The sequence below is a fragment of the Pseudomonas sp. FW300-N2F2 genome, from assembly GCF_017351655.1.
In the GTDB taxonomy this organism is placed as follows: Bacteria; Pseudomonadota; Gammaproteobacteria; order Pseudomonadales; family Pseudomonadaceae; genus Aquipseudomonas; species Aquipseudomonas fluorescens_AA.
In genome coordinates, this window is record NZ_JACNDQ010000003.1 from 323,552 (window position 1) to 335,736 (window position 12,185).

The window sequence follows — 12,185 nt, forward strand, 5'->3', positions numbered from 1 at the left end:
GGCGTCCTGCCAGGCGCAAATGGGCGGTTTCAGCCGCCCCCCAGCGGCGAGGGATGCGGATGCATCACGGCACGCTGACGTTCTTCCTCCAGGAACTTCATGATGATCGGCGCCACCGCCTCGGCCCGGGTGATCAGGAACAGATGGCCATCATCAATGATGTGCAATTGGGCGTTGGGAATGCGCCAAGCCAGCATGCGCATGTTGATCAAAGGAATCAGCGGGTCGTCATCGCCGGCCAGCACCAGTGTGGGCTGGTGGATCTTGTGCAGCCAATGGATGCTGGTCCAGCCGAGGCCGGCGAACAGTTGCCAGTAATAACCGAGCTTGCCCGCCGAACGAACCTTGGCCGCGTGGCTGGCCGCCAGGCTCGGGTCACGACGGAACGAACCGCCATAGATCAGCGGTGCGATACGCATCACATGGGAAGGCTGAACGTAGCGCCGGGGGCTGGCCATCATCCACAGCACCTTCGGTTTGCCCGGCACCATCACCGCCCCGGCAGCCGTGGCCGCCAGCACCAGCTTCTTGCAGCGCTCCGGGTAGTCATAGGCAAACTGCTGGGCCAGGGCGCCCCCCCAGGACACGCCGATCACGTTGACCTGCCCGTAGTCGAGGTAATCGAGCATTCGCGCGGTGAGCTTGGCCAGGCCCGGAAAGCGATACGGCCGGTTGGGCGTCGATGAACCGCCGACGCCGGGCACGTCAAAGGCGATGACTTCCAGGTCCGGGTCCAGGGCCTGGATGAACGGGAACACCAGCTCGAGGTTGGCGCCGATGCCGTTGAAAATCAGCAAGGGCGTCAAGTGAGGCTTGCCGGGACGTACCGCGGTGCGCAAGGTCTGGCCATCCAGATCGACGGTACGGAAGATGTACGGTTGCGGCATGCTTCAAGCCCTGTGGGTTGGGTCGCTGTCTTTCATTTTTCCCCGATCCCCTGTGGGAGCGAGCTTGCTCGCGATAACGGTGTGTCAGCCTACATTGATGTTGGATGTACCGCCGTCATCGCGAGCAAGCTCGCTCCCACAGGGGGATCTGCTGTGAACATGGATTTTATGTTCGCCAGCGCTGTGGGCCTTGCATTCAGTGTCGGCTGGCGGAATGTATTCGTGAGCAAGCCCACCCCGCAGCAGACGAGTTGCATCCCTTACCGCTCATGCACATAGGTGCCGGGCGCCGCTTCACCGGCCGGATAGGCCTTGTTGCCCAGCGCGGTCGGGGCTTTTTTCAGTTTGCCCGAGCGCTCGGCCTGCCAGGCCTGCCAATGCAGCCACCAGGAGTCGGTGTGCTTGGTTGAATTCTCCTGCCAGTCTTCGGCCTTGGCCGGCATGTCATCACTGGTCATGTAGCGCGACTTGGGGTTGCCTGGCGGGTTGAGGATGCTCTGGATATGCCCGCTGCTCGACAGCACGAACTCCACCTTGCCGCCAAACAACTGCGCCGACTTGTAGCAGGACTTCCACGGCGTGATGTGGTCGTTGGTGCCGGCCAGGGAGAAGATGTCGGCGGTGACCTGCTTGAGATCGATGGGGGTGCCGCACACTTCCAGTGCGTTGGGGCGGATCAGTGGATTGTTCTTGAACATTTCGATGAGGTCGCCGTGGAACGCCGCCGGCAGCCGCGTGGTGTCGTTGTTCCAGAACAGGATGTCGAACACGGGCGGTTCGTTGCCCAACAGGTAATTGTTGACCCAATAGTTCCAGATCAGGTCGTTGGGGCGCATCCAGGCGAAGACCTTGGCCATGTCGCGGCCTTCGAGTACGCCGGCCTGGTAGGAGTGGCGCTTGGCCGCTTCGAGGGTCTGTTCGTCGACGAACAGCGCCACGTCGGTGTCCAGGGTGGTGTCGAGCACGCTCACCAGCAAGGTCAGGGCATTGACCTTTTTCTCGCCGAGGGCGGCGTAGTGGCCCAGCAGCGCGGTGCAGGTGATGCCGCCCGAGCAGGCGCCGAGCATGTTCACGTCCTTGCTGCCGGTGATGGCCGTGACCACGTCCACCGCTTCCTTGAGCGCCTCGATGTAGGTCGACAGGCCCCACTCGCGCTGCTCCTTGGTGGGGTTGCGCCAGCTGACGATGAAGGTCTGCACGTTGCTGCGCAGGCAGAAGCGCGCCAGGCTCTTGTCCGGGCTCAGGTCGAACACGTAGAACTTGTTGATCTGTGGCGGTACAACCAGCAGGGGGCGCTCGTGGACCTGCTCGGTGATGGGCCGGTACTGGATCAGCTCCAGCACGTCGTTGCGAAACACCACGGCGCCTTCGGTCACGCCCAGGCTCTTGCCGACCTCGAACGCGCCCATGTTCACCTGGCTCGGCATCCCGCCGTTGTGCACCAGGTCCTTGGCCAGGTGGGACAGGCCGTCCAGCAGGCTCTTGCCGCCGGTTTCGAAGAAGCGCTTGACCGCCGCCGGGTTGGCCGCCGAATTGGTCGGGGCCATGGCTTCGGTCATCAGGTTGATCACGAAATGCCCGCGGCTGATGTCCGCGGGCGAGAGGCTGCTGTCGTCGATCCAGGCGTGCAGCTCCTTGCGCCACGCCAGGTAGGTTTGCAGGTAGCGTTTGTAGAGCGGGTTCTGGCTCCACGCCGGGTCGGCGAAGCGACGGTCGTCGCCGGCCGGTTGCAGTTCGGATTTGCCGAACAGGACATTCTTGAGTTCGACGCTGAAATGGGCGACATGCTTGACGCTGTGCAGCGGTTGCCTGATGGCCTGCTTCAGCACCATGCGGGCAGAGGCCAGCAGGTCTTTCCTGCGCAAGCCGACGACGGGATTCAACCCCAGGGTGTTTTCCGAGGCCTGGTACTTCAGGTCATCGTTGTTCTTGTTGCTCATCTACGACGCTCCATTGTCCTTCAGACGAGTACCCGGTTGGTGCCATGAAGCCACACATCCGATACCAGGTACGCTGCTCGGGTGACCATTAATTCCGCATCGAGGGCCAATGAGGAAACGTATGCCAGGAACTCGCCGGTTCCTTTGCAGGGAACTTGCCAGCTCCATTGGTTACCCGAGTTTAATTTTTTTCGCAAGCAGGCCAGTCATTGACGTTGCTGCGCGGGCATTCAAGCAGATGAGTCTAGAAAAATCGCCCTAAAGCGCCAGCCCTTGAGCTAGAGCATCAGCTTGACGACGGACGCGTTCGGATCGCGGGTTTTTCCGGCGGCCTTGAGTTCGCCAAGATAATCGTTCCACAGGTCCTGCTGGCGCACCGCCAACTGGTAGAGATAGTCCCAGGTGAACAATCCGCTGTCGTGGCCGTCGTCGAAGGTCAGTTTCAGTGCGTACTGGCCGGCCGGTTCGACCTTGGTCAGGGCAACGTTGAGCTTGCCGTATTGCAGGATGGGTTTGCCATGGCCCTGGACCTCGGCGGAAGGCGAGTGCACCCGCAGGAATTCGGCCGGCAGGTGGTACTCCTCGTCCGGCGCGTATTTGAGCGTCAGGGTCTTGGAGGCTTTGTGCAGGTTGATGGCGGTGGGGAGTTTGGTCATGGCCTGTGATCCGTCTCGGAAGGATGCCTTCTGCAAAAGCGACACGGTCCATGTGGGAGCGAGCTTGCTCGCGATAGCGGTTTGACAGTCAACTCATGGGTTGAATGTGATGCCGCCATCGCGAGCAAGCTCGCTCCCACAGGTCCCGGGAAATCTGTCGGTGGGTTACAGGATATACCGCGACAGGTCTTCGTTCTGCGCCAATTCACCCAAGTGGCTGTTGACGTACTCGGCGTCGATGAGGATCGGCGCTTCGTTGTGGGCGCTGGCCAGGTCGCCGGCGCTGAACGACACTTCCTCGAGCAAGCGTTCGAGCAGCGTGTGCAGGCGACGGGCACCGATGTTCTCGGTCTTCTCGTTGACCTGCCAGGCGATCTGGGCCAGGCGCTTGATGCCTTCTGGCGTGAACTCGATGCTCAGGCCTTCGGTCTTGAGCAGCGCGCAGTACTGTTCGGTCAGGGACGCATGGGGCTCGCTCAGGATGCGTTCGAAGTCTTCCGGCGTCAGCGCCTTGAGTTCGACGCGGATCGGCAGGCGGCCTTGCAGCTCCGGCACCAGGTCGCTCGGCTTGCTCAGGTGGAACGCACCGGAGGCGATGAACAGGATGTGGTCGGTCTTGACCATGCCCAGCTTGGTGTTGACCGTGCAACCTTCGATCAGCGGCAGCAGGTCGCGTTGTACACCTTCGCGGGACACATCGGCGCCGCCGACATTGCCGCGCTTGGCGACCTTGTCGATTTCGTCGATGAACACGATGCCATGCTGTTCGACCGCTTCCAGGGCCTTGGCCTTCAATTCTTCTTCGTTGACCAGGCGACCGGCTTCTTCGTCGCGCACCAGCTTCAGCGCGTCCTTGACCTTGAGCTTGCGGCTTTTCTTCTTGCCCTTGCCCATGTTGGCGAACAGGCTCTGCAACTGGTTGGTCATTTCTTCCATGCCCGGCGGCGCGGAAATGTCGACGCCGGCCATCTCGGCCACTTCGATCTCGATTTCCTTGTCGTCCAGCTGGCCTTCGCGCAGGCGCTTGCGGAACAGCTGGCGGGTGTTGGAATCCTGGGTCGCGGCGGCGTCGGCGTTGAAGCCCATGCGCGCCGGTGGCAGCAGGGCGTCAAGGATGCGCTCTTCGGCGGCGTCTTCGGCGCGGTGGCGGACCTTGGTGATTTCCTGTTCGCGCAGCAGCTTGATCGCGGCATCGGCCAGGTCACGGATGATCGACTCGACGTCGCGGCCGACATAGCCGACTTCGGTGAACTTGGTGGCTTCGACCTTGATGAACGGTGCATTGGCGAGCTTGGCCAGGCGCCGGGCGATTTCGGTCTTGCCGACACCGGTCGGGCCGATCATCAGGATGTTCTTGGGGGTCACTTCGACGCGCAGCTCTTCGGGCAGCTGCATCCGGCGCCAGCGGTTACGCAGGGCGATGGCGACGGCGCGCTTGGCATCGTCCTGGCCGATGATATGGCGGTTGAGTTCGTGGACGATTTCGCGGGGAGTCATGGACATAATAATTGGCGGTCCTCAAGCAAGAATGAGCCGGTGCACGGGTGGCAGGCTTATTCGGCGAGGTCCTGCTCCTCAATGGTCTGGGTGTGGTTGGTGAAGACACAGATGTCGCCGGCGATGCCCAAGGCAGTCTCGACGATCTCACGGGCCGACAGGTCGGTTTTTTTCAGCAGGGCGCTGGCCGCGGCCTGGGCGTAGGCACCGCCGGAACCCATGGCGATCAAGCCATCCTCGGGCTCAACGACGTCGCCGTTGCCGGTGATGATCAGCGAGGCGTCCTTGTTGGCGACCGCGAGCATGGCTTCGAGGCGGCTCAGGGAGCGGTCGGTCCGCCATTCCTTGGCCAGCTCCACGGCGGCGCGGACCAGATGGCCCTGGTGTTTTTCAAGCTGGCCTTCGAATCGTTCGAACAGGGTGAAAGCGTCGGCGGTGGCGCCGGCGAACCCGGCGATGACCTCGCCGTGATACAGGCGACGGACTTTTTTCGCGTTGCCTTTCATCACGGTGTTGCCCAGTGAAACCTGGCCGTCGCCGCCCATGACGACTTTGCCATGACGGCGGACTGAAACGATGGTGGTCAAGGGAGAGTCTCCACGCAGCGGGGCGAAAATGCCCGGATGGAACTCATATGGGGGTGGCGTGGGGTTTTTCAACTGCGGGGTGGGGGAGGGGACGAGCGGCATCTGGCCGTTTGTGTCAAAGAAATGCTCTGTGGCGAGGGAGCTTGCTCCCGCTGGACCGCGTAGCGGTCCCAGGCTTTTGGGGGCTGCTGCGCAGCCCAGCGGGAGCAAGCTCCCTCGCCACAAAAGCCATAGCCACAGGCGTTCTCGGTGGGAATCAGCGGCTCTGGCGTTGTTGTAACAACAGGTTGCTGAAACCACTGCCCGCCAATTGTTTCTGGGCCTTGGTCAGTTCCTCGCGGTTGCTGAACGGGCCGACCAGTACCCGGTACCAGGTTTCGTCCTTCACCGTCCCGGATTCCACGGACACGGATTGGCCCAGCAGAATAATCTGCGCGCGGACCTTGTCGGCGTCGGCTTCCTTGCGGAACGAGCCGGCCTGCAGGAAGAACTTCGTCACCGGCGCGGCTTTCTGCACCGGTGGGGCCGGTGGCGGCGTGATGCCGGCCAGGGCCGCCTGGGCGCGAGCGGTGTCGATCTTCGCCGCTTCGGCCGGGGTCACCGGCGTGGTGGGCACTTGCGGCGTCGGCAGGGTTTTCTCCGGCACGGCATCGGGCGGCACGATGACTTCCGATTCCGGCAGCAACGTGTAGAAGTCGTACTTCGGCTTCACCGGTTGTGTCGGGCTCGGCGGGGTCTTGTTGGCCTCGGCGATGCGGGTGGCTTTCTGCTGCTCTTGCCGGACGCGCTTGACGTCATCGCCCTGGCCCGGCTCCAGCTTCATCAAGAACACAATGAACGCGCCGACGGTCAGGCCGATGGCCATCCACAACCAACCTGGAATCGGTTTTTTGGCTGGAGGCTGGTAACGACTGGCGCCGCGCTTGGGTGCAGGTTTTTTCTTGGCGGCCAACTTACATGCGCTCCAGGGTTTCCAGGCCCAGCAGTTCCAGGCCTTGCTTGAGCGTGCGCCCGGTCAGCGCGGCGAGGCGCAGGCGGCTCTGCATTTGCTCCGGGGTTTGCGCATTGAGGATCGGGCAGTTCTCGTAGAAACTGGAGAACAGGCCGGCCACATCGTACAGGTAGGCGCACAGGGTGTGCGGCGTGCCCTTGTCGGCGACGTTGTTCAGGACCTCGCCGAACTGCGCCAGCTTCGCCGCCAGCTCCTGTTCCTGAGGGGCCTCGAGCACGATCTGGCCGTCCACTTCGTTAAAACCCTTGCCGAGCTTGCGGAACACCCCCGCCACGCGGGTGTAGGCGTACAGCAGGTACGGCGCGGTGTTGCCTTCGAAGTTGAGCATCAGGTCGAAGTTGAAGCTGTAGTCGCTGGTGCGGTGCTTGGACAGGTCGGCGTATTTCACCGCGTCGATGCCCACCACCTTGGCGATCTTGCGCAGTTCGTCCTCGGCCAGGTCCGGGTTCTTGCCCTTGACCAGGGTGTAGGCGCGGTCCTGGGCTTCGGTCAGCAGGTCGATCAGCTTCACCGTGCCGCCATCGCGGGTCTTGAACGGGCGGCCGTCGGCGCCGTTCATGGTGCCGAAACCCATGTGTTCCATTTCCATCGGGCGGGTCACGAAGCCGGCCAGGCGCGCCACTTCGAACACTTGCTGGAAGTGCAGGGCCTGGCGCTGGTCGACGAAGTACAGCACTCGATCGGCCTTGAGCACGCTGTTGCGGTAGCGCACGGCCGCCAGGTCGGTGGTGGCGTAGAGGTAGCCGCCGTCGGCCTTGACGATGATCACCGGCAGTGGCTCGCCGTCGGCGGTCTTGAACTGGTCGAGGAACACGCACTGGGCGCCGTTGCTTTCCACCAGCAGGCCCTTGGCCCTGAGGTCGTTGACCACGTTGACCAGGTCGTCGTTGTAGGCGCTTTCACCCATCACGTCGGCCATGGTCAACTTGACGTTCAGCAGCTCGTAGATTTTCTGGCAGTGGGACAGGGAGATGTCCTTGAACTTGCTCCACAGCGCCAGGCACTCGGCATCGCCGGCCTGCAGCTTGACCACCAGGCCACGGGCACGGTCGGCGAACTCGGGCGACTCGTCGAAGCGTTGCTTGGCGGCGCGGTAGAAGTTCTCCAGGTCCGACAGCTCGTCGCTGGTGATCGGGTTTTCCTGCAGGTAGGCCATCAGCATGCCGAACTGGGTGCCCCAGTCGCCAACGTGGTTCTGGCGGATCACGGTGTCGCCGAGAAACTCCAGGACCCGGGCCACGCCGTCGCCGATGATGGTCGAGCGCAGGTGGCCGACGTGCATTTCCTTGGCGAGGTTGGGGGCCGAGAGGTCGACCACGGTGCGCTGCAAGGGGCCGGCCTTGCGCACGCCAATGCGTTCGTCGGCCAGGGCCGCATCCAGGCGCGAAGCCAGGGCCTGGGTGTTCTGGAAGAAATTGATGAACCCGGGGCCGGCAATGTCAGCCTTGCTGACGTTTTCGTCGGCCGGCAGCGCAGCGATGATTTTTTCCGCCAGGTCGCGAGGTTTCATGCCGGCCGGCTTGGCGAGCATCATCGCGATGTTGCTGGCGAAGTCGCCGTGGGTCTTGTCGCGGGTGTTCTCGACCTGAATCGCCGGCGACAGGCCTTCTGGCAGCACACCTTCAGCGACGAGTTGGGCGATGGCTTGCTGGATGAGCTGGCGAATGGTGTCTTTCATGGTCTTCTCTTTCAACCGCAGGCGCGGCGGCGCTTCGATGCGCTGGTGGAAAAACTGGGCATTATCCGTGGCCCGGACGAGCTTGCCAACTGTAGCGGGTCGGTTGGGGATGTGTGGTGACTATTCTTGCTGGCCTGGATGAATTCGATCCACCTGTGGGAGCGAGCTTGCTCGCGATAGCGGTGGGTCAGTGACGGTAGTGTCGACTGTACCGTCGCAATCGCGAGCAAGCTCGCTCCCACAGGGGCAGGTTTGTGGTCCATTCAATACAAATCCACCGGATCCACATCCAGCGACCAACGCACCGCCCGTCCGCTGGGCATCTGCTCCAGCGCCAGCAACCAGGCACTCAATAGCCGATGCAGCGGGGCCCGGGCGTTGGCCTGCAATAAAAGCTGCGCGCGATAGCGCCCGGCCCGGCGCTCCATCGGCGCTGGCACCGGGCCCAGGAGTTCGATGCCGGTGAGGCTCTGCTCTGCCAGCAAACGCTCCGCCTCGCTGCAGGCCTCATCGAGGAAACCTTCGGCCTGCCCCGGCTTGTGGGCTTCGGCCCGTAGCAGCGCCAGGTGGGAAAAGGGTGGCAGGCCGGCGCTGCGGCGTTCGCTCAAGGCCTGTTCGGCGAAGGCGAAATAACCCTGCTCGGTCAGTTGGATCAACAGCGGGTGATCGGCCAGGTGCGTCTGGATAATCACTTTGCCCGGCTCCTCGGCCCGCCCGGCCCGGCCGGCGACCTGGACGATCAGCTGCGCCATGCGCTCGCTGGCGCGGAAGTCGCCGGAGAACAGCCCACCATCGGCATCGAGGATCGACACCAGCGTGACCCGCGGGAAGTGATGCCCCTTGGCGAGCATCTGCGTGCCCACCAATATGCACGGCTGGCCCTTCTGGATCGTTGCGAACAGCTGGTTCATCGCGTCCTTGCGCGAGGTGCTGTCGCGATCCACCCGCAAGACCGGGTAGTCCGGAAACAGGATGCCCAGCCGTTCCTCGGCGCGCTCGGTGCCGGCGCCGACCGGGCGCAAGTCCACTTTGCCGCACTGCGGGCAATGCCTTGGCACGCGTTCGACGTGGCCGCAATGATGGCAACGCAGCTCGCCATGGCGTTGATGCACGGTCATCCGCGCGTCGCAGCGTTCGCAGCCAGACATCCAGCCGCAGTCGTGGCACAGCAGGGTCGGGGCAAAACCGCGGCGATTGAGGAACACCAGGACCTGTTGCCCGGCGGCGAGGGTCTGGCCGATGGCTTGCTGCATCGGCCCGGAAATACCGCTGTCCAGTGGACGACTTTTCACGTCCAGGCGCAGGAACCGCGGTTGCTTGGCGCCGCCGGCCCGTTCGTTGAGGCGCAGCAGGCCGTAGCGGCCGGTGTAGGCGTTGTGCAGGCTTTCCAGCGAAGGCGTGGCCGAGCCGAGGACGATCGGGATGTTTTCCTGGCGGGCGCGCACCAGCGCCAGGTCGCGGGCGTGATAGCGCAGGCCTTCCTGCTGTTTATAAGAGCCGTCGTGTTCTTCGTCGATGATGATCAGACCGGGGTTTTTCATCGGCGTGAACAGGGCCGAGCGGGTGCCGATGATGATATCGGCCTCGCCGTCGCGGGCGGCGAGCCAGGCTTCCAGGCGTTCGCGGTCGTTGACTGCCGAGTGCACCAGGGCGATCCGCGCATTGAAGCGTTGCTCGAAACGCGCCAGGGTCTGGGGGCCGAGGTTGATTTCCGGAATCAGCACCAGGGCCTGCTTGCCGGCCTCCAGGGTCTGGCGGATCAGTTGCAGGTAGACCTCGGTCTTGCCGCTGCCGGTGACGCCCGCCAGCAGAAAGGCGTGATAACTGTCGAAACCTGCGCGAATCGCTTCGCAAGCGGCGCGCTGTTCGGCGTTGAGCGGCAGTTCCGGCTGGGCCAGCCAATGTTCGTGGCGGGCGCCGGGGGCGTGCCGGCGGATCTCCACCTGGACCAGGTCCTTGGCCAGCAACAGGTCGAGGCTGTCCTTGCTGAGCATCAGTTTGCTCAGCAGTTGGTGGGCCACGCCATGGGGGTGTTGGGCGAGGGTCGCCAAGGCCTCGCGCTGGCGCGGCGCGCGGGCGATGCGCGGATCGTCCAGTGAGGCTCCTGGGGCCACCGACCAGAACCGCTCCTGGCGCGCCTCGGCCAGCTCGCCCTGGCGCAGCAGCACCGGCAGCGCCCAGCTCAGGGTGTCGCCGAGGCTGTGCTGGTAATACTGGGACGTCCACAGGCACAACTTGAACAGCGCGGCGGGCAGCGGCGGCGTGGCATCGAGCAGGGCCAGGGCTGGTTTGAGCTTGTCGACCGGGACCTCGCTGTGATCGGTGACCTCCACCAGGATGCCGATCATTTCCCGCCGGCCGAACGGCACCTGCAGGCGCATGCCCGGCTGCAACTGGGCGCGCAGGACCCCGGCGGGGGCACGGTAGTCGAACAGGCGGCGCAGAGGTGAAGGCAGGGCGAGGCGCAGGATGGCGTTGGGCACGCGGGGAATCTCGGTAAGCGGACAAGTTCGCAAGGCTGAGCGCGATTCAATGTGGGAGCGAGCTTGCTTGCGAAAGCGGCGGCACAGCCAACATCACCGCAACTGACCCATCGCTATCGCGAGCAAGCTCGCTCCCACAGGGATTGTGCTTGAGGGCGCGAGCCTAGCAGACGGTTGGTATAAGCGACAGCTTGCGCGAATGACGATGTCTGGTAGAATCCGCGGCCTAATTACGTGCGGTATTCAACAATAGTGTTGGGTGGCGGCACGCTAGCCTGAGGAAAACAGCATGAAAACCGATATCCATCCGGAATACCCAGCAATTGCCGTAACCTGCAGCTGCGGCAACAAGTTCGAAACGCGTTCGACCTACGGCAAAGCCCTGGCGATCGACGTTTGCAACGAGTGCCACCCGTTCTACACCGGTAAGCAAAAGACTCTGGATACCGGCGGCCGCGTTCAGAAGTTCGCCGATCGTTTCGGTGCTTTCGGCAAAGTTACTCCAAAAGCCTGAGGCTGATCATTTTGGATGGTCGTCTCGACTGCTCCAGATTGATGAAGAAGGCGTCCCTTGCGGGCGCCTTTTTTGTGTCTGCGATTTGGTTCTGTGGTGCCCAGGGGGCCTGTCCTTCGCCGGGCAGCCTGCCCCAGGTGGTGGTGCAGCGCGTGGTGGACGGCGACACCTTGTACCTGGAGGATGGGCGCCGCATTCGGATGATCGGTCTCAACAGCCCTGAGCTGGGCAAGCGCGGCCGCGCCGACGAACCCTTCGCCGTAGCGGCGCGCCAGCGACTCGAAGCCCTGGTGGCCGCCAACGATGGCCGGGTGGGCGTGTTGCCTGGCAAGGACGACCGTGATGATTACGGTCGTACCCTGGCCCACGTCTACAACGCCCGGGGCGAGAACCTCGAGGAACGGTTGATTGCCGAGGGGCTGGGGTTTCTGGTGGCGGTTGCGCCGAACGTCGACCTGGTCAGTTGCCAGCAAGTGGCTGAACGTCATGCGCGGCAAGCCGGGGCAGGCCTCTGGAAGAAATCCCCTATCGTCCGGGCGGAACAGATCGATGCCCCAGGTTTCGTGCTGACGAGCGGGCGGGTAGAAAGCGTGCAGCGCAATCGCGGTGGTGTCTGGATTGAATTGCAGGGGCCGGTTGTCCTGCACATTGCGCCGGGTTTGCAGAGGCGCTTCGACGCCTCGGCCCTGGAGCGGCTCAAGGGGCGGAAAATCGAGGCCCGGGGCTGGGTCGTCGACCGCGCCCGGCGTGGCGGGAACAAGGCTGGCCAGGCGCGTTGGATGCTGCCGCTGACCGATCCCGCCATGTTGGAAGCGGTCCTTTAAGAAAATAATTGTAGACATTATTAAGTCGGATTGTATGCATGTAGCCCTTGTGTTTCGCGGCTCTTGGTCCAAAGTCGTAGAGTAGGGCGCTTGACAGCAGTGACTGG

The 12,185-nt window shown here is 63.3% G+C and carries 10 protein-coding genes; 2 read left to right on the plus strand and 8 right to left on the minus strand.

Annotated elements, in window-relative coordinates; all coding sequences use genetic code 11:
• Positions 1 to 29: 29 nt before the first annotated feature.
• From phaZ to J4E63_RS22315, 8 genes are all read right to left on the minus strand, one after another.
• The gene (gene phaZ / locus J4E63_RS22280) at positions 30 to 887 is read right to left on the minus strand and encodes a poly(3-hydroxyalkanoate) depolymerase (RefSeq protein ID WP_003186648.1); all 858 of its coding nucleotides are present in this window, start codon (positions 885 to 887) and stop codon (positions 30 to 32) included.
• A 260-nt stretch (positions 888 to 1,147) separates the two neighbouring features.
• Positions 1,148 to 2,827: a class II poly(R)-hydroxyalkanoic acid synthase gene (phaC, locus tag J4E63_RS22285; protein ID WP_207283379.1), complete on the minus strand. Its 1,680-nt coding sequence runs from the start codon at positions 2,825 to 2,827 to the stop codon at positions 1,148 to 1,150.
• A 278-nt stretch (positions 2,828 to 3,105) separates the two neighbouring features.
• Positions 3,106 to 3,483 (minus strand): gamma-butyrobetaine hydroxylase-like domain-containing protein, encoded by a 378-nt coding sequence (locus J4E63_RS22290; RefSeq protein WP_060739567.1) that lies wholly within the window; start codon positions 3,481 to 3,483, stop codon positions 3,106 to 3,108.
• Between the two features lie 165 nt (positions 3,484 to 3,648).
• The gene (hslU, locus tag J4E63_RS22295; protein WP_060739566.1) at positions 3,649 to 4,986 is read right to left on the minus strand and encodes an ATP-dependent protease ATPase subunit HslU; all 1,338 of its coding nucleotides are present in this window, start codon (positions 4,984 to 4,986) and stop codon (positions 3,649 to 3,651) included.
• 50 nt (positions 4,987 to 5,036) lie between these two features.
• Positions 5,037 to 5,567 (minus strand): ATP-dependent protease subunit HslV, encoded by a 531-nt coding sequence (gene hslV, locus J4E63_RS22300; protein WP_003196958.1) that lies wholly within the window; start codon positions 5,565 to 5,567, stop codon positions 5,037 to 5,039.
• Between the two features lie 256 nt (positions 5,568 to 5,823).
• Entirely contained in the window at positions 5,824 to 6,519 is a 696-nt protein-coding gene (locus J4E63_RS22305; protein WP_003196959.1) for an SPOR domain-containing protein, read from the minus strand.
• Position 6,520: 1 nt separating this feature from the next.
• Positions 6,521 to 8,257: an arginine--tRNA ligase gene (argS, locus tag J4E63_RS22310; RefSeq protein ID WP_207283380.1), complete on the minus strand. Its 1,737-nt coding sequence runs from the start codon at positions 8,255 to 8,257 to the stop codon at positions 6,521 to 6,523.
• 263 nt (positions 8,258 to 8,520) lie between these two features.
• Positions 8,521 to 10,740 (minus strand): primosomal protein N', encoded by a 2,220-nt coding sequence (locus J4E63_RS22315; RefSeq protein WP_207283381.1) that lies wholly within the window; start codon positions 10,738 to 10,740, stop codon positions 8,521 to 8,523.
• Between the two features lie 289 nt (positions 10,741 to 11,029).
• Here J4E63_RS22315 and rpmE point away from each other — a divergent pair, with 289 nt between their 5' ends.
• Both rpmE and J4E63_RS22325 read left to right on the plus strand, forming a co-directional pair.
• A complete protein-coding gene (gene rpmE, locus J4E63_RS22320; protein ID WP_014336159.1) occupies positions 11,030 to 11,254 on the plus strand; it encodes a 50S ribosomal protein L31 in 225 nt (74 codons plus the stop codon).
• Positions 11,255 to 11,295: 41 nt separating this feature from the next.
• Positions 11,296 to 12,078, plus strand: a complete 783-nt coding sequence (locus J4E63_RS22325; protein ID WP_207283382.1) for a thermonuclease family protein — start codon at positions 11,296 to 11,298, stop codon at positions 12,076 to 12,078.
• Positions 12,079 to 12,185: the final 107 nt, after the last annotated feature.